A 22738-nucleotide genomic window follows, 5' to 3' on the forward strand; every position below is an offset into this window, starting at 1 on the left:
TATCCCCTGCCCGCTTAATACTCCCTCTCGATAGCTCCTGCCACCCGTTAAAACGTCTTGAGCGCAGGCTTGCCTGGTCCGGAGTCAGCTGTCGCGAGGCGACAGGGCTGCGCCGACACGCTGCAAGTACGTCCCTGTAAGCTCGTCGATGACATCCCTGTCATCGCACGGTCGGCTCAGCCCTGTTGCCTCGCTTCGCACGAACATTGGAGCTGTCTGATGGGAAGACCGGAGCAGTTCTGATCTCCACCTCACGCAGATGTTTATTCAAGCCTGCTGGCTGACAGGGTGAAGCACGTGTTGAAAACAGGGATGTTTTCACCAAGCCCCCAGGGACGGGTTCACGGCGTCTTGCGCAATCCTGACGGCAGGTAGGCGGAAGCCCCATGACAAGCACCTCCCGGTAGGCAAAAAAAAACCTGAGCCCGGTATATACCGGACTCAGGTCTTGGACTTGCTCTCCCGACTCATCACGAGCCGAGGAGCAAGTAATCCGTCGCCGTAGCTAGGCTACGACCGGACTATCAGTAGTCGAACTTAGCTGATGCCATAACCTGCTCATACTGGTTGGAGCCAGAATCATCGACTATGCCGAAGTCCCAGTACGCATATTCCAGACCGAGAGTAATGGTGTTAGTTGCTTGGTATAGCAGGTTGAGGTGTGCGGATGAAGACGTGTCAAAATATCTATTAGCTGTTGCTGTAGTGCCTAGACCAACTCGATCAACATTTGTCTCCACCTCAAGATGCGACAACGACAGGTTCGAGCGCCACTTGGGTGCCCAATGCCGCTGATAAGACACTGTAGTCCCGTGTGAAACCATGGGCACCAGCTCATCCTGGGCAGCAACGACATCACCAAAGGTTCTCAGCCCAGCATAGCGACCCAGAGCTCCGTAGCTGTACTGCAACCGGAGATTATCGTTGCCGATGGTCGGGATGCGAGCAGACAACGATACAGCGCCCTCGAGCGAGCGCTCGTTGTCATCTTCGAGCGTGCGCCCCATGCCCGCAAGAGCGAACACACCATAATCATTCTTGACCTGATAACGCAGCACTACGTCAGGGTAAGCCTGATCGAAGCCACCATCTTCGGGGTTCTCAATCGCGGCAAACAGGCGACCACCCGGAACATCCATGCCATAGCGCAGCAGCGGCTGACGGGCGTAAATAAACGCCGCCATCTTGCCCTGGTTCAGAATTTCGGGCAGGGCTGACAACTCGCTGAAGGTAGTCACGTCCTGACCCACAGTCCAATCCGCCCACTGGGCATAAGCCAAACGAATACGCGGGTTATAGCTGTTGGAAACGAACTCGTTGGCGCCGTCTTCCGAGCCGTGGAAGTCCATTTCGAGGTAAGTAATCAGGTCATGGCCGTTGACGTCCGCAGTACTGGTACGGAGACCGATGCGGCTTTCACGGATACTGGAGCCAAACCGCCACTCATCCGGGTTACCGAGGGTCGGGTCCGCAAAGTTAGCGAAGTTCGTGGCCTGTCCAAGCGTACGGTTGTTGGCACTGCCGTCACCACCGGAGCCAAGCACTGCGTCGGCCTTAATGAAGCCACCAACGGTAACTGTCGTGTTGCCGATCTTGATACCCTTGCCATCGCGCACGATGTAGTCGGTATCTGCCTTGGCTGTCTCTGGACGCGGCTCGTCACGGGTCGATGCCAGTTGCGCACGGGCTTCACGTGCCTCGGCACGGGCCTGAGCAGCCTCTTCCCGCGCCTGGGCAGCATCGGCTTCGGCACGTGCGGTGCTTTGCTCGATTCGCGCTTCCAGCGCCTTGAGCTGACGACGCAGCTCCTCGATTTCGGAATTCTGCGCAAACGCCGGTGCAGCGCCCAGCAACATGACCGGAACGCTCAGACAGGCAATAGCTTTTGCCAGTGGCTTAGTGGCGAACAACGCCTTTGTTGTTTTCATCGCAACCTCGTTGTGATTATTGATGGTGAACCCTGCCGCCGAAACTACGCGACATGTTTCGCAGTGCGGAACTACTTATTGCAATCATTCCATCAGGCAGTACGTATTTCCGCCGTGAATATAGTTAATACGGATCTAATCAACAAGCATTAATACAAGATTTTACTGAGCGACATTGCTGTTCTATATGATAGTCCATGTATTTCAACGCGCGGCCCATCATAGAGTCCGTAGTCATTTCGGTTAGATAGACATAAGTCCAACGCCCAACCCATTGATCCTGCGATGGGGATTCTGAATATTTGGCGTTCACTCGTTGCGGAAAATAATGCATCCTGCGCGGGCTAAACAGGATGGCCAGCCGAACACGTATTAAAGATAGGGCAAGCGGGAATGCCCAGGGAGCCGACATAAGCATGCCGGTTGCGTGCTCAGCGCTTGAACGCGAGCGACGACGATTCAAACCTGCTCGCTTTATCAAAACAGATAGGGGAATACCCGGAATGCAATTGAAAGACAGCGTTATTATCGTTACTGGCGGCGGTCAAGGGCTGGGTCGGTCCATGGCTGAATATCTGGCTGCTCGGGGCGCACGCCTTGCCCTGGTCGATCTTGGTCAGGACCGCCTGGACGAAGCAGTCGCTGCTTGTAAATCCGCAGGTGGTGACGCCCGTGGATATGTATGCAACGTGGCCAACGAAGAACAGGTAGTTGAGATGGTCAGCCAGGTCGCGAACGACTTCGGCACTATCAATGGGTTGATCAACAACGCAGGCATCCTGCGCGACGGACTGCTGCTCAAGAAGAAGGACGGCGAGATTCAGAAAATGAGTCTGACTCAGTGGCAGTCGGTTATCGACGTCAATCTGACCGGCGTATTCCTGAGCACGCGTGAAGTGGCAGTCAAGATGGTCGAGCTCGGCAGCCAAGGACTGATTATCAACATTTCATCTATCGCACGCGCCGGCAACATCGGCCAGACAAACTACACAGCGGCAAAAGCCGGAGTAGCTGCAATGACCGTCGGCTGGGCTAAAGAACTGGCTCGCCATGGCATCCGGGTAGCAGCCATCGCACCGGGCTTCATCGAAACCGAGATGACTGCCAGCATGAAACCCGAAGCACTCGAGAAGATGACTGCTGGCATCCCTCTCAAGCGCATGGGACAACCCAACGAGATTGCCCACTCCGCCGCCTATCTGTTTGAAAACGACTATTTCACCGGTCGTATTCTCGAGCTGGACGGCGGCCTGCGGCTCTAACTGCCAGGTCGAACTTTCAGGCCGGCACCAGCCGGCCTACCAGCTCACCCCGAATCCCACGCGGTAGCGCTTTTCATTCAATGCCTGCTCGGCATTATCACTCTCGATATAATCCCACTCGGTCAGCAGACTCAGCGACGCCCAGCTATTGACCATGTAGCGAATACCCAACTCGGTATCGAGGATGTATTTAACGTCGCGGTCATCGGGGATCTGGGTTTCAGTGTTGTGAAACACCTCCACGCGCTTACCGAACATGAATCGGCGGTAGTCATACTCGAGACCCAGCGCTTCAAATTCATTTTCTACTCCGCTGCGCTCTTTCAGCCGCAGATGATCGAGTCGCGCCGAAGTCTCGAAGCGTGAGAGCGTCGTGTTCCACCACTCATAACCGGGACCCGCACCGATTTGTGCACGTCGAGCGATATCACCAATATGGTCGCGCTCGTAATCAAGACTGGTTTGCCAGAACCACTGCTCGCCGAAGAACCAGCTCAGGTCGTATTCAGTCTGGAGCACGTGGCGGCTGCGCAAATCATCGCGGTAGTCACGTTCAAAGTTGGCGTCCAGATCATGACGCCAGTCACCGTGCCGCGCGCGGGTATTGAACCGGAAGGCGAGGTCTTCCTCATCCTGCGAGGCGTCTTTCATATCGAAGGACAGATCGGCGTTACCCTCCAACAGCCAATCCTCGATAAATGGCTGCGGCTCCATGAGCTGGATAATGTTAGCCAGTGGCATCTCGATCGGATCCGGCAAGCCGTTGAATACCAATACATTGCCAGCTGTCTCGGAGGTTCTGATCGCGAGCGCCCGCTCGGCATGATCTTCGGTCTTGACCAGCATCGGCGTAGTGGTCTCCATCGTACGAATCCGACCAACCTTGACCGTCACTTCACCGGCAAATTCGGTTTTAATAACAAGCCGCTTCCGGTCCAGCAGTTCAATCTTTCCAGTGAGGCGATCCCCGTTATCCAGCCAGACGGTGTCAGCATTCGCAAACACGGGAAAACACAACAGAAACGCAGCAGCATAGCGGCACGATAACATCAGAATAACCTTCAAATAGAGCGTAAAAGGCGCCATTATCCATGAATGAGAAGCGATTGCCAGTGAAGACGACAAAGCCCAATGCAGCTGACGAATTCCTCACCCCGCGGGAACATTTCTGGCAGATACTGGCCACTATTCCGCCCGGCCGCGTCACCAGTTACGGCCGCCTGGCGCAGCTCGCCGGCCTTGGACGCGGGGCGCGCTTAACGGCGCGCTGGCTGGCGCAACTGCCCGAGGGCAGTAATCTGCCCTGGCACAGGGTGGTCAACAGTCGGGGCCAGCTGTCACTATCGCCATGCTCTGCAGCCGGAGAAGAGCAAAAACAGCGCCTGCAAAGCGAAGGTGTAGCAGTTATCAACCATCGGGTTAACATGGCGCGCTTTGGCTGGCCCGATTCATCAGAACAATCACAGGAATCTCATGAGTAACTCTTCGGCCGAGCAGGTCGAGTCCCACGAAGGCTTGCGCGTCTACCTCAAGCCCCGCGTGCTCGGCATGTTGTTTCTCGGATTCTCCGCAGGCTTGCCATTGCTGCTGGTGGGCGGCACCTTCAGCGCCTGGTTGAAGGACATTGGCGTAGAGCTGGCCGCCATTGGCTTTCTCAGCTGGGTCGGCATGGCGCATTCCATCAAGGTCCTGTGGGCGCCCTTTATCGACCGCGCCGCCCTGCCCTTGCTGACGCGCTGGTTTGGTCGCCGTCGGGCGTGGATGCTACTCGCACAGTGCATCATTGCAGCCGGGCTATTCGGCATGGCCGTCACCGACCCGCGGGAGCATCTGCAATTCGTCGCGTTCTGCGCGGTGCTGGTAGCGTTCGGCTCGGCCACGCAGGACGTGGCCATCGATGCGTACCGTGTCGAGGCTGAGGCCAAGCACCGCCAGGGGGCAATGGCGGCGACCTACGTGACCGGTTACCGCGTCGCACTGCTGGCCGCAGGTGCCGGGGCCTTGCATCTGGCGAACATGGACAGCTGGACGCTCGCCTACGGCAGCATGGCCCTGCTGATGGGGGTCGGAATGATCACTACGCTGGTGATTGCCGAGCCTGAGGTACAGGTCACCCAGGGCACCTATGCACTGGAACAGCGTGTCCAGGCGTACCTTGCCAGCACCGTCCACCAGGGCTGGCGACGCAACCTGACGGCCTGGTTCATAGGCGCGATGGTCTGCCCCTTCGCTGAGTTCTTTCAGCGCTACGGCAAGGTCGCGTTACTAATATTGGCTTTCATCGCCACCTTTCGTATCAGTGACATATTCATGGGCGTCATGGCGAACCCGTTTTATCTGGATCTGGGCTTCAGCAAAGCTGAGATCGCCAACATTGCGGCGGCCTTTGGACTGGGAATGACGCTTTTGGGGGCCGCATTAGGCGGCCTGCTGGTGGCGCGCTATGGCATCGCGCCCATCATGCTGCTGACGGCCTTTATGGCGCCTGCGACCAATCTCACCTTCGCCTGGCTGGCGTTCATAGGCCCGGAAACCTATGGACTGGTGCTGGCAATCATTGCGGACAACATTACCGGTGGGTTGGCGATATCGGTGTTCATTGCCTACCTGTCCAGTCTGACCAACACCGCCTATACGGCTACCCAGTACGCACTGTTCAGCTCGCTAATGACGCTGCCCGGCCAGTTCGCCGCCGGATTTACCGGGTTGCTCGCTGCCAACGTCGGTTGGGTCAGCTTCTTCGTATTGACGTCCTTTACCGGGCTACCGGCCATTATTCTGGCGGCATTACTGATAAAGAAGGCTCATCCCGACAAATTACGGCGACCAGGGATCGATTGAAGCGCGCAGAAGGGATTCAGAACGGGGCAAAGCGAGAGATCATGAAGAAAAAAAAGCGGCGCCTGGACAGGCGCCGCTTTAGGGTCGATCAGCAGGAGTCGATCAGAAGTTGTAGCCGAGACCGACGCTGTAGAAGAATGCGCCGTCGTCATAGCGATCATCTACATCGGAAGCACTGTCAACCAGGAAGTGATACTCGACCATACCGGTAACGAAGGTAGAATCGTTCAGCCAATGCTTATAGCCTACTTCCGGACCGAGAATGAAGGTTTCGTCTACGCCATCACCGTAAATACCACCTACGCTGGCACCCACGAAAGGCCGACCATTGCCGCTACCGAAGTGATAGTCATAGAAAACCCGGGTAGAACCATCCCACTGGACACTTTCGCCTTCAGAATCGCGTGCGTTGACGGTTTGACGAACACCCCACAGGGAGGATTCGCTGAGATACTGGCCCCAGCTACCCTGCACTGAGATAGCTGAATCGTCGAAGTCCTTGTCGCTGCCGCCTGCACCACCCAGGGTGATTTCCTGATCCCCGGCCGACGGCTGGGCGAGCGCAACTGCTGGCACCATCGCCGCAAGAAGCAATGAGGTTTTAAAGAGTTTTTTCATGTCTCTGCCCTTTGTTCAGTAAGGTTGTAATCTCGCAGCGGAATCCACTGCGTGTACTGTCTGACAAGCAGACCAGAGCCCTGTTCATATTTTTTTGCATATTGGCACGACTGGTCATCGGCTTAGCCCTGACTCCTCAGGTGAAGTATGAAGAACACGAACGCTTGAACTGACTCATGCTGCAGACATAACGGCAAAATGATGGATGTGGAACAGGCCAAAAAAAGCCCGGCCAAGCCGGGCCTATGGTTCAGATACGCACTACAGCTGGAAATCAGTCTGCCGTGGCTGTGGCGGTTTCCGGCTTGGCGGCCGCGGCCGGGGCCGGGGCCATAACGTGTAACGTGCGCTGAGGGAATGGAATCGTAATGCCTTCGCGATCGAAATGCTCCTTGGCCAGCTCCTGAATATCCCAGAACACGCCCCAGTAATCGGCATTATTCGCCCACATGCGCAGCGACAGGTTGACCGAGCTGTCACCCAGCGCAACCAGCCAGACTGCTGCCTCGGGATCTTTGAGCACACGCTCATCCGCCGCAGCCAGACCAAGCAGGATCTGCCTGGCTTTCTTCACGTCATCGTCATAGCCGATACCAATATTCAGGTCCACCCGGCGTGTTGGCTGACGTGAATAGTTAATGATGTTGCCGTTAGACAGACTGCCATTGGGCACGATTACCGTCTTGTTGTCTGCCGTCTTGAGTACCGTGTGGAAAATCTGAATGCTATCGACCGTGCCCATTACCCCCTGGGCCTCGATGAACTCACCCGCACGAAACGGCCTCAGCATGATAATCAGCATGCCGCCAGCAAAGTTTGCCAGGCTGCCTTGCAGGGCCAGACCAACCGCCAGGCCCGCAGCACCAATCAATGCAATAAAGGATGTTGTTTCAATGCCGATCATGCCCGCCACGCTGATCAGCAACAGAACCTTCAGGCCGATACCTACCAGCGCACCCACGAAACCATGCAGCGTACGGTCAACACTGCGTTTCTCCATCAGCGCCTGAACGCCGGAGGTGAGGCGTCCGATAATCCACCAGCCGATGAACAGCGTTACCAGCGCCAGCAGTACTTGACTGCCGTATTGCATTACCAGAGGCAGCCAGGCGTCCTGGAGTTCTTCCAGCTGAATAATCATATCGTCCATTAAATAAGGATCCCTAAGTCAATCGTGATCAATCACGGAAATTATTGAACTGCAACGGAAGTTCCAGCGTCGTCCCTTTCAGCACGGCCATGGCCTGCTGCAAGTCGTCTCGCTTCTTGCCGGTGATACGCACCTGCTCGCCCTGAATAGCGGCTTGAACCTTGATCTTCGATTCTTTCACCAGCGCAACGATTTTCTTGGCCATCTCCTTGTCGATGCCTTCGCGCAGGATGACGTCCTGTTTCACCTGTTTACCAGAAGCGAAGTGGGGCTTAATCTCCACACACTTGATATCGATATTGCGTTTAGTGAGATTCATCTTGAGGATCTCCAGCATCTGCTCCAGCTGGAACTCTGCATCGGCGGTGAGATTGACCGTCAGATCCTTCTCGCGGAACACGAAATCCCCTTTTCCGCGCAGGTCATAACGGCGGTCAAGCTCTTTCATGGCGTTGTCTATAGCATTGGTGACTTCATGCTTGTCCAATTCGGACACGACATCAAAAGACGGCATCTTTACCTCGAATAAATGTGATTTTTATGACATAACGGGCCGAACAACGGATATGCTCTCATGGCATTATAACGTCAGAGAACATGTAGTCAGCTGCAGGGAGCACAGCCATGCCCAATCCGCAACTCAGCATTCTAGTGGTGGACGATACCAAGTTCAGTAGTGCCGTCATAGGCCACGCCCTTACCCGAGCCGGGTATATCAACATCCGCTACGCCAGCTCGGCTATGGACGCTTTGGCCATGCACGAGCAAATCCCTGCAAGCGTGATGATTGCGGATTGGTTGATGCCACAAATGGACGGGCTCGAACTCACCACGCGCATCCGCCAGGTCGACGAGCAGAGCAGCCATTACACCTATGTAATATTGCTGACAGCGCGTGAAGGCGACAACGTTCTGGGGCAGGCCTTTGATCGCGGCGTAGATGATTTTATCAGCAAATCCGCCATGAATGAGCAACTTCTCCCGCGCATCTATGCCGCAGACCGCATCTCGCAGTTGATTAATCGGCTGCTCGAAGAAAACCAGCTCATGGCCGACAACAATGCCCAGCTGGAAGCACATAACCTTATCGACACGCAGACAGCGCTGGGCAACCGCCGCTATCTGTTGCGTCGCCTCGCCGATGCTATCCGCAATGTTGATTCGCGGGGCGGCGCCTGTTGCCTGGTAATACTTGGCGTGCAGAATCTTGAGGAAATGCACAAGCAGCATGGCGAAACCGTCAAACACGAGCTCCTCAAGGGCATCGCCAGGCGGCTGCAACAACTGGTCAGGCCGGCAGATGTTATCGCACGGGTGGGCGATAACACCTTCGCCATCGTGACGCTGGTCGAAGACCCCAACGAATGCAAACCGAACAGTTTCAGGCGCCTGCACGATGGCCTCAATCTCAAAGCGTTCAAGACGGCTGAGGGTTATCTGAGCGTACGAGCCGGCATGGCCCTTGGGTCGGTGGTCGCACATCAAGCGATGCCAGAGCCAGAAGCACTATTCGAATCAGTCGAGCAGCATCTGGAAGATGCCTACGCCACCAACCTGATCACGGAAGTCAGACGTACCACGCCGATCTAGATGTTTCATGTACTGGGTGCTGGGAGTCTCGGCCTGTTATGGGCCGCCCGTCTCGCTCGGGCAGGCAAGCCCTGCCGTCTGATTCTGCGCGACCAGGCTGCTCTGGATGCTTGGCACGACAGGCATCAACTGGTTGGCCTGACGGATGGGATCCAACACTCGCACATTGAAGTGTCCGCCGAGCTGGCCTCGGCGGGTGACGCTATCGATATCCTCATCATTGCCACCAAAGCCTATTCCGCACAGACAGCACTGGCGAGTATTGCCCCGCGCCTCAAGGCTGGCGCACAGATCCTCATGCTGCAGAACGGACTCGGCAGCCAGCAGGCCGCCAGCCTGAGTTACCCAGCGCAACGCGTGCTCTATGCAAGTGTGACCGACGGCGCCTGGATCAGCGGTCCTGGTCAGGTTGTGTGGGCCGGCAAAGGAATTAACCGTATCGGCGACCCCGCAGGCGGCGACGCGCCCAGCTGGCTGAATGATCTGAATGCGGCGGAGATCGCCTGCCAATGGACAGCAGACATCGAGCAGGTACTCTGGCAGAAACTGGCGATCAACTGTGCCATCAACCCGTTCACAGTGCTGTATGACTGCCCCAACGGAGAGGTACCGCGTCACGTTGGAGCCCGGCTGGATCAGCTCATTCCGGAACTGCATCAGCTACTGACTCACTATGGCAGCTCGCTTGCTCTGGAAGAGCTGAACACTGTCATACAGCAGGTCATCAGCAATACCGCTGCTAATAGCTCGTCAATGCGCCAGGACGTACATGCCGGAAGGCGCACGGAGATCGACTTCATTCTCGGCTACGCCGTCAGGCAGGCACAGGCTGCCAATCTGAAACTGCCGATCCTGGGTCAGCTCTACACCGACCTGGGCGATCGGCTCATCTCACTCGGCTTGCCAGCGGACTGATCAGGCTCTACTGCCTTACGTCAGGGCTTGCGATTTAATCACAGTAGCTCCGGGGCTTGTCATCGAAGCAAATCGCGCTAGGCTGGCGGTTCCGACGCCAGCGTTCATTGCGGGCGAACCAATATTCAGAGGCTTTCAACATGGGCTTTCGCCTGAGCAAACTCTACACACGCACCGGTGACGCCGGCAAAACCGGTCTGGCTGACGGCCGTCGTGTGAACAAGGACCACCCCCGCATCGAAGCAATCGGCTGCGTTGACGAACTGAACAGCCAGTTGGGGCTGTTACTCGCCGACCTAGAGAGCGATGGATTGAATGAACTGTGCGACACCCTGGCGCCTATCCAGCATCGCCTGTTTGACCTGGGAGGCGAGCTTGCTGTGCCTGGCTGCAATATCATCGATGCAGCGGACGTCACCCGGCTTGAGGAACTGATCGACGGATTCAACGAAACACTGGAACCGCTGACCAACTTCATTCTGCCCGGCGGCTCCCGCGCCATCGCCCAGGCGCATCAGACGCGCGGCGTCTGCCGCCGAGCCGAGCGACGCAACATCACCCTGGCGGCCGAAGAAACAGTAAACGAACAGGCGCTGATATATCTCAACCGGCTTTCCGACCTGATGTTTGTCGTCGCCCGCACCATTGCCCGGCTACAAAACACATCGGAAGTGCTCTGGGAACCGAAACCGAAACCACAATAACCAGGCGCTGCTGACGTCGCGGAGCAACGCCAACGCGTCGGCTAGAAGGGCTCAGACGCGGAATGCGCCCAGCATGGCCTGCAGCTCCTTCACCAGGGCGCCCATGCGCTTGCTGGACTCCTCGGTTTGCGAGGCGCCCTGCGCCGTGCGTTCGCCCGTCTGGTTGATCTGCACAATGTTCTGATCAATATCGTGGCTTACCGCGGTCTGCTCTTCCGCCGCAGCGGCAATCTGCTGGCTCTGGTCGACGATCTGGGTGACAGCGCGCGCTATGTTGTCGAGAGCAGCCTGCACCTGCAGCGAAGCGTCCACCGCCGTTGCAGTCTTGCTATGGCTGGCGTCCATCGCCGTGACCGCCGCCGACACGCCACCCTGCAGACGGCCGATCATCTGCTCGATCTCTTCAGTCGATTGATGCGTACGCTGCGCCAGCGTGCGCACCTCGTCAGCGACGACAGCAAAGCCACGGCCCTGCTCGCCGGCCCGCGCTGCCTCAATCGCCGCATTCAGCGCCAGCAGATTGGTCTGCTGAGCAACCCCCTTGATCACATCCAGAACGCGGCTGATAGAGACACTGTCTTCCGCCAGCTGATTGATCACCGCGACGGATTTTTCTATCTCCCCGGCGAGGCTTTCGATCCCGTCCACAGAACTCTCGACCAGACGCCGGCCATTAAGCGTTTCGGTGTTCACCTGCTCAGCATTAACCACCGCCGAAGCTGCACTGCGCGCCACTTCCTGCGAGGTAGCGGCCATTTCGTTCATTGCCGTGGCCACCTGCTCAATCTGACTTCGCTGATCGGTCGCCGCCCCACTGCTCTGCGCGGAGATGCTTTCGACCTGTTGCGACTGCTCATATACCTGGCCAGAGGTCGCGCTGACCCGCTGGATCAGCTCCCGAATGCGCGCAATCGTTTCATTGAAATCCCGCGTGAGCGCACCGAGTTCATCGCGGCTGTCGACCGAGGTACTCACGGTCATGTCGCCACCGGCAACCCTGGTCATGAGCTCCGAGAGCCGCCCGATGGTCTGTCGCGTGGAAACATAGAAGCCGGCATACAGATAGGTGATCAGCAGAAACAATCCGAGCATGATTCCAATCAGCAGCAGCATGGCCTGCCAGTTACTCGCCAGACGCTGCTCGAGCTTGTCGTGCAACACTTCGACCATGGCGCCGCCAAGCTCATAACTCTTGTCGATTTCGGCACTGATTTGCCCGAAATAGGCGCTCCAGTCGCCGGACAGATCGCTGGAGAAGATGATCCGGTCTTCAAACACTAGCGAGCTGTCGGCAATGCTCGTCACGCTGGCTTCAGCGGGAACGCTGAGCTCGGAAAGCACCTGCTGATCGATCAACCCCAGGGCTTGCTCATAGTCAGTCGTTAACCGGGGAATCTTGTCCAGCAGACTGTCCATCGCACGACTGCCATCAGAACTCAGGTAGCCCTGACCCAGGGCAATTGAGCCCAGCCGGCGACCTTGAGCCAGGGTGCCCGTGACCTCGGGCACAACGTCCACCAACACCGACGTCACTTGACGCACTGCAGGATCGAAATCCTGCGACAAGCCCGCGTAACCCGCCATCATCGACAAGAGCGAGCGCACCCCACCGTACGCCTGTGCCGACATATCCGCGCGGTTGCGCGATGATGCCTCAGCGATGCGGCCATAGGCATCAACCTGCAAATCCCGCGCCTCAATCAGTTCCGCGGCGAGTGGGTCAGCCGCATCCAGCTGCAGACCTTGCAGCTCGCCGATGATTTTCGTGCGCAGGGTCTGGGTGCGCTGATCCAGAGATTGAGCCTTATCGCCCGGGCCGAACTGATAATTCACTTCGTCCAGATCATGCAGCGTTTCGGCGTCCTGCAGGACAATCACCATCTGACGCATCAGCCCGATGGAGTCCAAGGCGCGCTCTGTCGATTGCACGCGTTCGAACTGCTGAAATACCAGGAATCCCACCATGGTGCCAAGGGGAACAAAACACAGAAGACTGATCAGGCAGAATTTCATGCCGTAGCGGAGTCTGTTCATAAGCGCTATGGCAGGAGCCAAGAGGGTATTCACAGTATTTCTCCCTGGGACAGATGGTGTCAGGCGAATTCAAGGCGCGCGGACGGATTGCCGCCACAACCAACGCGGCGAGTGCACCAGAACTATCGGCCCTGAGCCAAGACTCTTTAGCCCATCAGAGAAATAAAGGCGATCACTACCGCCCACACCAGCACAGCGCGCAGCAGGAAAGTGCGCATCACATCCAGCGGCTGCAGTGCAGGCGCTGCAGGGTCCTCGGTCAACGCGGCGGTGGTGAACCACTGCGCCAGCTGCACCGTCCGCGGCTCCCATTGCAGCAGGACGCGCCGCAGCACATGCAGAGTCGCATCGAAGTGCCCGACCAGCGCGAAACTCAGCCCCATCAGGCGCACTGGCAACCATTCCACTGCGTGCGCCAGCGCCCCTGCAAAGGCCTTTCCGCCGCTATCACTACGCTGACTCGCCAGCCAGGCGAGGCGATAGCCTACCGCTACCAGCGGTCCGAGCAGCACGTACCAGAAGGCCGGAACGAAATAGCCATGACAGGCTTCTGCCGCCATGCGCCCGCGCAGCCCTTGCAACAGCTCGGTTGAATCATCCCCCAGCACGCCGAAATCGCGTTCGGCCAACACGCTGGCGGCCTCATGGTCGCCACGCTGCCATGCCTCACCGACGGCAGTGGTCATACTCCCCAACGGATCTGAGCGACCGACACACAGCAGCACCAGCAACGTGTGGAGAATCAAGGTGAATACGCCATAGGCAATGCCGGTGACCAGCCAGAGCACCATGCCCAGCAGCGGTAACGGCAACATCAGCAGCATCAGAAACAGCCAGCTCGAACGCCCTTGTGTGACGCGTGCCACCCAGTCGGACCAGTAGCCGAGGACATCGATCGGAAAACCGCCGCGCCACGGGGTGAAACGTAAAATGATGGCAACGAGCAGCAAGACCAGGAAATTCATGCGGGGCTCCGTTGAGTGGTTGGGGCGAAATGGGGCGTGTCGAGATGGCCAGTCAGAGCGCGCAGATACCCACGCCAGTCGAATGCCGACCCGGGGTCGGTCTTGCGGCCTGGGGCGATAAACTCATGACCGGTAATCCGATAGGGCGTGATTGCCGGATAGGCAGCCTGCAAGGCTCTGGTCAGCTCGATCAACGCGGCATATTGCGCGGGCGTATAGGGTTCTGTATCGGTCCCTTCGAGCTCAACACCTATCGAGTAATCATTGCACTCGGGGCGGCCGCCGAAACGCGAAGCCCCGGCATGCCAGGCACGGTCCAGACAGGATACGAACTGGAACAGTGATCCGTCTCGTTCGATCAGAAAGTGCGCCGACACGCGTATGGAAGAAATCGATGCAAAATACGGATGGCAGTGCGGATCCAGCTCGCCGGCAAAGAGCTGCTGCACAAAGCCGCCGCCAAACTGTCCCGGCGGCAGGCTGATATTGTGGATCACCAGCAAGGAAATGGTTTCACCCACCGGCCGCGCATTGCAATGCGGAGAGGGTAATGCACGTGCCTGGGCCAGCCATCCATCCTGCGCAACTCTGAGCATGCTATCCCACCGGCAAAAAACGCCATGCTAGCAGGCATGCTGCCGCTGTGACTATCGGGACCTGCCGGATTGCAGCTGACGCAGGTTGCCGATAACCGATTCCAGTGCACGGTCGAACAGCTGGTTGTCATTCACTAGCTGGATCAGCCCAAGGTCGAAGTGTTTCTGCAAGGCCTGGGTCCGATATTCCGCCACCTTCACACCGCTGCGGTTGACGAAAATATGGTTGCCGCTGAAGCTGATGATGGCAGCCAGCTTGCAGCGTTGGGCCGGCTGCCCCTCACTGGGATTCAGTTCAAACCAGCTTCCGGCATGCAACCCCGCCACCCAGCTGATAGCGTTCGCACTCGGCAGGTCGGTAACCAGCTCGATGCGCTCTTCCACACAGGCTGACTCGAGCACCGGATCGGCGATATGCACGGCTTCAGTAATGGCAGCTGCCGCGGCGCTAGGCGCAGGCTGTGGCTGTGCGCTGCGGAAGATACGTGCCGCAGAACGCAGTGGGCTTTGAGCGGGGACGGGGCCCTCCTGCGGCTGCCTTGCTGGTTCAACAGCGGTCCGCAACACCTCAGCAGCGGCACATTGCAGTTCTGACAACAACCCCAGCAGCGGTGCGCTCTGCTGCTCATCCTGACCGATCAGTTGTAAGCCTTCGGCAACGTCACGCAGTACGTTCTGATTGTCCGCGGTCAGCTCCCCGAGCCCCCTGCCCTCGGCCGGCGCTTCTACGCTCGCAACCAGCCGCTGAGCGGTATCCATTGCTCCGCGCCAGGCATCCGAATCCGGGCCTTGACGCAGCCAGGTCATTTGCATGACCTGGCTCCAGGTGTCCCGCAACGTGGCCACAACCGTTACCGGTAAGGTTCGACCCAGCAACAAGGCGTTGAGCTGGTCGGCGACCTGAGCGCGCGCTGCCTCCACCTTCGCCTTGCCTTCCTCGGCATCGCGCGTGCGCTGCTCCAGGCGACCGGAACGGCGCTGCTCGACCTTGACGAAACCGGCGAGCTCCGCATGCAGATCATCGAACAGCTCGGCCGAGGGACAGGTCTCGATCAGTAGGCGTGCGACCATGTTCTCCAGCAGGATATACAGCTGATCACGTCGCAAATCGTCCTGGTCATTCCAGCCGACCGTGGCGCGCGCAAGCTCATTGAGTAAACGCCGCGCGGGGTGTCGGGACAGACTGAAAAATTCCTTGTCTGCAATCGCCACGCGCAGTACCGGAAGCTGAAGCCGCGCCACCAGCGCTTTGACTGCGGTGGGCAGATGTTCGTCGTCCAGAATAAATTCGAACAGCATGGACACCAGACTGATGACGTCGTCATCGACGCGATCCAGGCTTTGCGCCTTGCCTGTGGCATGCCGGCGGCTGTCCAGTTGCTGGTAGACATTCTGGCGTATATCGCGACCACCGGCCTGGGTTTGCTCGGCGGGCAGGTGTGCAAGCAGATCGAGCAACTCGTCACTTTGCATCGGCTCGGCACCGATCACACCCGGATTGGACAACGCCGTATCGCCGCTCGCATGACGCCAGCTGCCGATAAGCTGGCTGAAAACCGATAGCACCTCCTGATGACTCGCCGATGCGCCAGAGCCAAAGCCATCAGCTGGCGTTGGATTTCGACTGGTGCCTCTATCACCTGGCGCGGCGTCGCGCCGGATGACAGGCGACGCCGGCCGCGACTGTTGAACGCTGCCAAGCTTCAGATCGGGGAGGATGCCGGCCTGGATCAGCAGTGCATTCACCTCTGCGTACAGGTCATCCAGCCGGTTACACAGATGACGCTCGAAGAGCTTGAGGATGATCAACCGCACCTTTATATCCAGATCAAGCGCGGCGAAGCTGTCTGCAAACAACTCTGCCAGGACCGACGGGCTCAGTGGATTGTTCTGCTCGTTAACCTGCAACTTCGAGAGGCTATTGATTCGCATGGCCAGATGCTGCAACGCGAGCTGGTTTCGCGCAGCAGCGCGCCCGACCATGCCGTCGAGCGCGACGGACTGCTCGAGGTCGTCTGGCTGAACCAGGCTGAGGCTATCGACAGCAAAGGGTTGCGGTGTTTCGTCAGGGGGCGGCGCCCCTCGACCTAACTGGTCGAACTTCTCGAGCAATCCATCAGCGCAGCTGCCGATCAGCACGCCGCGCTTGAGGCGCAGCGTGCGCATGACTTCAAAAAACATGCCCTGTTCGGCATTGCTGCCCGCTTTATCGGCGAGCTCGAACAGACTGTCATCGGCCTTATCATAGAGCTCGGCGAGGGCCGACTTATAGAACACCACAGCCTGGTCACGCGTGCTTTGCAGCAACGCCGGGAGCAGAGAGGGACGCGCAACTGGCTGCGAGACTCGCCGGGAATCCGTACCAATCGGAATAACATTGCGATCCTTGGACATCTTAAAACTCCTGGCGGCACCGACTGGTCAAGACGTTGGTCGCGAGCCGCGTTGCTCTATTGGATGACGCCAGCCTGGAGTGCCCTACTCCCGGTCGACTTGCTACACGCCCGTGCCTGAAATTGGGAAGTCATATTCGAAGGCACGCAACGCTATTCGACAATCTCGCATCGGCATTAAATTGGCGTCAATTAATTCTAGTCTGATCTGGGGGGACTTCAACTTCTTTTTTCTCGGTTTCACGTGCCCGTCTCACTCTCGGTCCGCAGCCTTGTCTTCAAGGCCTACTCCGAGCAGCCGAGACGCAGCGACCAAAAAGATCAGAATCCTGGCGCGCCGTTTGCAGCGCATATTGGCATTCTGGTTTATGCTCGAACTGCTGGCAATTTTGTGTCTTTTCGTTGCAGCAGGCATGCAGAAACTCGTTGTTCTTGAGATGCGCTTGGACCATGCCTTGAAAATGAATACCTAAAATTCTCTGGAGAGCCCAACAAAATGGAATCACTCATATCCATCATCAACGCCATTAACGGCGTGGTCTGGGGACCGGCCATGCTGGCCTTGCTGGCGGGAACGGGCCTGTACCTGACGCTAGGCCTCAAGCTCCTTCCACAGCGCAAGCTGTTCTATGGCTTCCGCATGCTGTGGCGGGGCAGGAAAAGCACCGAGGAAGGCGACATCAGCCCCTTTAACGCCTTGATGACCGCCCTGTCGGCTACCGTCGGCACGGGGAATATCGCTGGCGTGGCGACCGCCGTCTTTTTTGGCGGGCCGGGCGCCCTGTTCTGGATGTGGGTCATCGCGGTAGTCGGCATGGCCACCAAGTTCTGCGAAGCGGTACTTGCCGTGCATTACCGTGAAAAGGATGCACTGGGCAACCACGTCGGCGGGCCTATGTATTACATCCGTAATGGTCTGGGACACAAATGGAAATGGCTGGGCGTGCTCTTCGCGATTTTCGGTATGCTGGCGGGCTTTGGTATCGGTAACACCATCCAGTCCAACTCGGTATCCGATGCACTGCAGAGCACCTTTGGCATTCAGCCAATGATCACCGGCCTGGTCATCGCCGTACTGGTTGCACTGGTACTGATTGGCGGCATCAAGCGTATCGGTGAGGTTGCTGGCAAGCTGGTCCCGATCATGGCGATCTTCTATGTCGGGGGTGGTCTGATCATTCTCATCACCCATGCCAGCGAGATTCCCGAGGCACTGCGGCTGATCTTCTACCACGCATTCAACCCGACCGCCGCAGCCGGTGGCTTTGCCGGTGCAACCATCTGGGCAGCAATTCGCTTCGGTGTGGCCCGCGGTGTGTTCTCCAACGAAGCCGGCCTGGGTAGTGCACCTATCGCCCACGCCGCAGCCAAGACCAACAATCCGATCCGCCAAGGCACGGTTGCAATGCTCGGCACCTTCATCGACACCATCATCATTTGCTCGATCACCGGACTGGTGATCATGGTGACCGGTGCCTGGCAGAGTGGCGAAAATGGTGCATCACTCTCTGCCCATGCGTTCAATCTGGGCCTTCCGGGTGGTTGGGGCCAATACATTGTGAGTATCGGTCTGGCTATTTTTGCCTTCACCACCATCATCGGCTGGAGCTTCTACAGCGAAAAGTGCACCCAGTTCCTGTTCGGTGAGCGCTCCAACATACCCTTCCGTGTTCTCTGGGTCATTGCGATTCCGCTCGGCACCCTGCCGATGATCGATCTGGGCACCATCTGGCTAGTGGCCGACACCCTGAACGCGATGATGGCTATTCCTAACCTGCTGGCACTGTTGATGCTCAGCCCGGTAGTCTTCCGACTGACCAAGGATTACTTCAATAATCCAGCGGCAGTTGCCGATACACAGTAAGCGATAAGCAAACAGCCCGTCCCGCCCGGGACGGGCTTCGCCTGCCAATCGGGTATACTCGCCGCCATCAATTACGTGCGACGGAGCCCTATCTCATGCCCAACCTGACCCTCGAAAGCCTGCAGACCATCATTCCAGAGGATGTGCGGCGCGCATTGGCCGAGGATGTCGGTGACGGCGATATCACCGCTGCACTGATCCCCGCCGACCGGCACGCCAACGCGACCATCATCACCCGCGAGACGGCCACGCTATGCGGCACCGCCTGGGCCGACGAGGTGTTCCGCCAAATCGACCCAACTATCCGGGTGCAGTGGCTTGCCAGCGATGGCGACCGGATCGAAGCCAACCAGCCCTTCTGCAAGCTCGAGGGGCCGGCGCGCGGATTGTTGACTGGCGAACGCACGGCGCTGAATTTCATCCAGACGCTTTCCGCGACCGCCACCAGCAGCCGCTATTACGCTGACCTGGTCAAAGATACCGGCGTGCGCCTGCTGGACACCCGCAAGACGCTACCCGGCCTGCGCATGGCGCAGAAGTATGCGGTGACCTGTGGTGGCTGTGATAACCACCGGATCGGCCTGTTCGATGCCTTTCTGATTAAGGAGAACCACATTGCCGCCTGTGGCGGGATTGATGCGGCCATTGCGCAGGCGCGCAGCCTGGCACCGAACAAGTCGGTGGAAGTCGAAGTGGAAACCCTTGAGGAACTGAAAGAGGCACTGCATGGTGGCGCAGATATCATCATGCTGGACGAATTGAGCCATGAGGACATGCGTACAGCGGTGGGGCTGGCAGCAGGTAAAGCCAAGCTCGAAGCGTCCGGCGGAATCACCGAGGCGACGCTGCGCAGCATCGCCGAAACCGGCGTGGACTTCATCTCCATCGGCGGCATGACCAAACATGTCCGCGCCGTTGACCTGTCGATGCGCCTGACCATGTAAGGAACGGCCGGCATTGCGCCGGCCACCTGGTTCAGTCGCGCACGTTCTCGTAAAGCATATAGTGCGATGTTTCGTACAGACCGCGCGTCAGCGGCAGCAGCCGCTGATATTCCTCGGGGTAGCGTTCAGCGACATTATCCAATGGCGTGTCCGAGTCCAGATCATGCAGGCTGGGATTGCTGCCGTCATAGTTCATCTGTAACAGGAAATCCTTGGTCACCGCGCCAATCAGCGGGAAGGAGCCTTCACGCAGCACCAATGGCACAACCCTTTCTCCTTCTGGTGCAGGCATCTGCAGATCACGCCCAAGCGTACGATTCTCATAGTCCAGGCCGAGCAAGCCCGCCACGGTGGGCAGCAGATCGGCCAGACCCACGGCCTCCTCAAACTCTCTTGGCTTCAACAGTTCAGGGGCGTAAATCAGCATCGGCACGTGGTTGCTTTCCAGACCCAGCTTGTCGAAGGCGGGCTTCATGTAATCGATGTTGGCAATACGCGTATTGTGGTCGCCGAACAGCACGAAGATGGTGTTCTCGAAATAGCCGCTCTCCTTCGCCATCTCCATGAAGCGCCCGATGTTGTAATCCAGCAGCCGTGCGGCATTGTACTGCTCCACGCTGCGCGAGCCCGCCGCCTGGACTTCTTCAAGTGTTCTGTCGATCACCTGGAAATCGTCATTATTCTCCGGAATCGTAAAAGGCCGATGGTTACCAGCTGTCTGGATATAGGCAAAGAACGGCTTGTCCTTCGGCAGGTCGCGCAGGATCTGGTCGGTTTCCTTGAACAGGTCCAGGTCAGAAATACCCCACACATCAACATTCGGCGACTGCCAGCCGCCCTCCTCGTAGAGTTTGATGCCGTCTATGCTCTGCCGGATCAGGGCGTTCATGTTGGCCCATCCGGAGTTGCCGCCGATGGTGTAGATCTTGTGATAGTCGGGTAGCGCATTGATCAAGGTGTGCTGGTTGGTGATCAAGGGGTTGCGCGTGGCCGTTTCCTGGCGCGACACATCCGGAATCCCGGTAATGCTGGCCCAGACCGTCTTGGCAGTGCCTGTGACCGGCACATAAAAGTGACGGAAGAACCAGCTTTCACCGGCCATGCGGTCCAGGTTCGGGGTTGGGTCCAGCGGGTTACCGTAGACACCGACTGCGGTAGTGCCGAGGGACTCCAGCATCACGAACACCACGTTAGGCGACTGCGCAGCAGCCAGCTGATGCGAGTGCGGCGCGACCTGGCGCGATAGCGTCAGCGCCTCGGCATCCGGCTCGGCCACGCCCAGGTACTGGCTGATCTGGGGATAATGTTCGCGCACCTGCTCCAGGTCATAGCGATCCTGCGGAACCAGCAAGGTATCGTAGAAAAAGATCACCGGATTCAAACCCAGCGCACCCAGTTGCGTGTCGCCGGCGAAAAACGCATCGTTCCACCGCAGCGGCACCGGGTTTTCCAGGTTCAGGTTGCTGTAACGGCCGAGCAGCGCCAGGAACACCACAATGACCATCGCCACGCTGCCGACGATCCGCGACCACAGGCTGATGCGCTTCTCCCGGCGATTGAGGGTGATCTTTTCCAGAGACCAGAGTGCGTAGAACACCGGCAGCAACAGCGCCAGCCACCCCAGAGTAATCCACACCACCGGGTAGCTTTCCCAGACCATCTGCTGGGAAATCTGCACGTCGGCGATAAACTTCAATGCCGAGGCGTTCAAACGCACGCCCAAATAAGCGTAGTGTCCGAAATCGAGGAAATAGATCACCAGGATGACCGCCAACGCGAGCAGCAGGTAGGTGCGACCCACCCAGCGCAGCAGCTTCGAGCGCAAGCTGTTCCAGTAGGGTAACCAGGCCAGGAACATCGTCGGCAGCATTAACAGGATAGCCAGGCGCAGGTCGAAACGAACGCCGACGCCCAATGTTTCGAGTACCAGGCCCCAGGGCTGGTCAACACCTGGATCCACCGACGAGAACGCCACCAGAAAGATGCCGCGCAACGCCACCAGCAGCAGAAACAGAACCGCCACTCCGCCCACAAAATAGTGCAGGCGCCGTGAATGCAACCAGGCCATATTGGCTCCTAAAATAGTCTCTATTGGCCACCCGAGAGGTCAGGCTTGCCGTTGTTCAAACCGGGCGAGGACGCCCATGGCGAGCGTAAAGCGTTCCGTTCCCACCGAGTCCGGGCGCAAGCGTTGTTGGGTCGACCATCGGCAGCTGTCCGCCATGCAGACAATGGTACCGGCTGAACCGCTCGGCACTGTACAGCCGCTGACTGTCAGCAGGCAACCGGGAGTTGACCGGCAGCATGCCGTCCAGCGCGTTCCAACGCGACCCAGTCACGCCTCGGCGAGGCAACGAATCCGGTCAAGCAGCTTCAGGCAGTCAGCGGCATGCCAGTCGGTCAGATCTGGCCAGCTGTTTTGCGGATGCACCAGGCAAGTGTGGCAGCCCGCGGCCCGACCAGTCTCCACATCGAAACGAAAATCGCCGACCATGATCACCTCGGATGCGGGCAGTCGCCAGGCCTCCAGCAACTGATGAATACCATCCGGATCGGGTTTGGGCAGCGCTTCATTGCGTCCCAACACATACTCAGGCTGGAAGCAGTCGAGCACGCCGATAATGTCGAGCGAAGCCATTGCTACCGACTGCAGATTACGGGTGAGGATACCCAATTGCAGATTTTGTGCATGCAGATGGCGGATCAGCTCTGCGGCGCCGGGTGCTGCCTGCACACCGGCGGCCAGACGCAGCTCGATGGCATCCAGCTGTGCACTCAGGTCCTGCCGGTGCGTTACCGGAAGCCGTGCGATATGTCCGAGGATATCCTCATCCGGCGGAATACCCAGTTCCCGGCGAATCGCCGGAAAATCGTGCTGAGCGACCGTGAGCGTGCCGTCCAGATCGAAGATCCATCCGTGCAAATCTTTCATGG

19 protein-coding genes and 1 pseudogene are annotated in these 22738 nt (G+C 58.2%); 8 read left to right on the forward strand and 12 right to left on the reverse strand.

What is annotated here, in order from left to right; translation table 11 throughout:
- Nucleotides 1-524: 524 nt before the first annotated feature.
- Nucleotides 525-1928 carry a DcaP family trimeric outer membrane transporter gene (locus FHK95_RS00175; protein WP_206668510.1) on the reverse strand — a complete coding sequence of 468 codons (1404 nt, stop codon included), beginning with the start codon at nt 1926-1928 and terminating at the stop codon, nt 525-527.
- Nucleotides 1929-2431: 503 nt separating this feature from the next.
- On the opposite strand from FHK95_RS00175, the gene FHK95_RS00180 reads away from it, so the two are divergent.
- Entirely contained in the window at nt 2432-3190 is a 759-nt protein-coding gene (locus FHK95_RS00180) for an SDR family oxidoreductase (protein WP_150302574.1), read from the forward strand.
- Between the two features lie 36 nt (nt 3191-3226).
- Here the strand turns inward: FHK95_RS00180 and FHK95_RS00185 are convergent, their stop codons facing one another.
- Entirely contained in the window at nt 3227-4240 is a 1014-nt protein-coding gene (locus FHK95_RS00185; RefSeq protein WP_178114662.1) for a DUF481 domain-containing protein, read from the reverse strand.
- Between the two features lie 41 nt (nt 4241-4281).
- Here FHK95_RS00185 and FHK95_RS00190 point away from each other — a divergent pair, with 41 nt between their 5' ends.
- Entirely contained in the window at nt 4282-4671 is a 390-nt protein-coding gene (locus FHK95_RS00190) for an MGMT family protein (RefSeq protein WP_150302576.1), read from the forward strand.
- Nucleotides 4664-6031, forward strand: a complete 1368-nt coding sequence (locus tag FHK95_RS00195) for an AmpG family muropeptide MFS transporter (RefSeq protein ID WP_150302577.1) — start codon at nt 4664-4666, stop codon at nt 6029-6031. Before FHK95_RS00190 ends, FHK95_RS00195 begins: the two co-directional genes overlap by 8 nt.
- A gap of 102 nt (nt 6032-6133) precedes the next feature.
- On the opposite strand, the gene FHK95_RS00200 is transcribed toward FHK95_RS00195, so the two are convergent.
- The 3 genes from FHK95_RS00200 to FHK95_RS00210 form a co-directional block, all read right to left on the reverse strand.
- Nucleotides 6134-6649 (reverse strand): hypothetical protein, encoded by a 516-nt coding sequence (locus FHK95_RS00200; protein WP_178114663.1) that lies wholly within the window; start codon nt 6647-6649, stop codon nt 6134-6136.
- A 274-nt stretch (nt 6650-6923) separates the two neighbouring features.
- Nucleotides 6924-7799, reverse strand: a complete 876-nt coding sequence (locus FHK95_RS00205; RefSeq protein ID WP_150302578.1) for a mechanosensitive ion channel family protein — start codon at nt 7797-7799, stop codon at nt 6924-6926.
- A gap of 28 nt (nt 7800-7827) precedes the next feature.
- Complete coding sequence (locus tag FHK95_RS00210; protein WP_150302579.1) at nt 7828-8313, reverse strand: YajQ family cyclic di-GMP-binding protein; 486 nt, start codon at nt 8311-8313, stop codon at nt 7828-7830.
- A gap of 110 nt (nt 8314-8423) precedes the next feature.
- On the opposite strand from FHK95_RS00210, the gene FHK95_RS00215 reads away from it, so the two are divergent.
- The 3 genes from FHK95_RS00215 (at nt 8424) to FHK95_RS00225 (ending at nt 11008) form a co-directional block, all read left to right on the forward strand.
- Nucleotides 8424-9389 (forward strand): GGDEF domain-containing response regulator, encoded by a 966-nt coding sequence (locus FHK95_RS00215; RefSeq protein ID WP_150302580.1) that lies wholly within the window; start codon nt 8424-8426, stop codon nt 9387-9389.
- Nucleotides 9390-10304 (forward strand): 2-dehydropantoate 2-reductase, encoded by a 915-nt coding sequence (locus FHK95_RS00220; protein WP_150302581.1) that lies wholly within the window; start codon nt 9390-9392, stop codon nt 10302-10304. It abuts the gene before it with no gap.
- 140 nt (nt 10305-10444) lie between these two features.
- Nucleotides 10445-11008 (forward strand): cob(I)yrinic acid a,c-diamide adenosyltransferase, encoded by a 564-nt coding sequence (locus tag FHK95_RS00225; protein WP_150302582.1) that lies wholly within the window; start codon nt 10445-10447, stop codon nt 11006-11008.
- 51 nt (nt 11009-11059) lie between these two features.
- Here the strand turns inward: FHK95_RS00225 and FHK95_RS20395 are convergent, their stop codons facing one another.
- The 5 genes and pseudogenes from FHK95_RS20395 to FHK95_RS00245 form a co-directional block, all read right to left on the reverse strand.
- Nucleotides 11060-11773, reverse strand: a complete 714-nt coding sequence (locus tag FHK95_RS20395) for a methyl-accepting chemotaxis protein (protein ID WP_408003580.1) — start codon at nt 11771-11773, stop codon at nt 11060-11062.
- Between the two features lie 141 nt (nt 11774-11914).
- Nucleotides 11915-13042 (reverse strand): annotated as a pseudogene (locus FHK95_RS20400) (HAMP domain-containing protein); the annotation flags it as partial.
- A 146-nt stretch (nt 13043-13188) separates the two neighbouring features.
- Nucleotides 13189-14007: a regulatory signaling modulator protein AmpE gene (gene ampE, locus FHK95_RS00235; protein ID WP_150302583.1), complete on the reverse strand. Its 819-nt coding sequence runs from the start codon at nt 14005-14007 to the stop codon at nt 13189-13191.
- Complete coding sequence (ampD, locus tag FHK95_RS00240) at nt 14004-14603, reverse strand: 1,6-anhydro-N-acetylmuramyl-L-alanine amidase AmpD (protein WP_150302584.1); 600 nt, start codon at nt 14601-14603, stop codon at nt 14004-14006. The genes ampE and ampD overlap by 4 nt, the downstream gene beginning before the upstream one ends.
- 51 nt (nt 14604-14654) lie before the next feature.
- The gene (locus tag FHK95_RS00245) at nt 14655-16997 is read right to left on the reverse strand and encodes a DUF1631 domain-containing protein (RefSeq protein WP_150302585.1); all 2343 of its coding nucleotides are present in this window, start codon (nt 16995-16997) and stop codon (nt 14655-14657) included.
- A gap of 495 nt (nt 16998-17492) precedes the next feature.
- Between FHK95_RS00245 and FHK95_RS00250 the strand changes: the two genes are divergently transcribed.
- On the forward strand, nt 17493-18860 hold the full coding sequence (locus FHK95_RS00250; RefSeq protein WP_150302586.1) for an alanine/glycine:cation symporter family protein: 1368 nt from the start codon (nt 17493-17495) through the stop codon (nt 18858-18860).
- A gap of 95 nt (nt 18861-18955) precedes the next feature.
- A complete protein-coding gene (gene nadC, locus FHK95_RS00255) occupies nt 18956-19804 on the forward strand; it encodes a carboxylating nicotinate-nucleotide diphosphorylase (RefSeq protein ID WP_150302587.1) in 849 nt (282 codons plus the stop codon).
- Between the two features lie 31 nt (nt 19805-19835).
- On the opposite strand, the gene FHK95_RS00260 is transcribed toward nadC, so the two are convergent.
- Nucleotides 19836-21872 carry an LTA synthase family protein gene (locus FHK95_RS00260; RefSeq protein ID WP_150302588.1) on the reverse strand — a complete coding sequence of 679 codons (2037 nt, stop codon included), beginning with the start codon at nt 21870-21872 and terminating at the stop codon, nt 19836-19838.
- Between the two features lie 267 nt (nt 21873-22139).
- Nucleotides 22140-22736, reverse strand: a complete 597-nt coding sequence (locus FHK95_RS00265; protein WP_150302589.1) for an HAD family hydrolase — start codon at nt 22734-22736, stop codon at nt 22140-22142.
- Nucleotides 22737-22738 lie beyond the last annotated feature (2 nt).

This window comes from Pseudomonas saliphila (genome assembly GCF_008638345.1).
Taxonomy (GTDB): domain Bacteria; phylum Pseudomonadota; class Gammaproteobacteria; order Pseudomonadales; family Pseudomonadaceae; genus Halopseudomonas; species Halopseudomonas saliphila.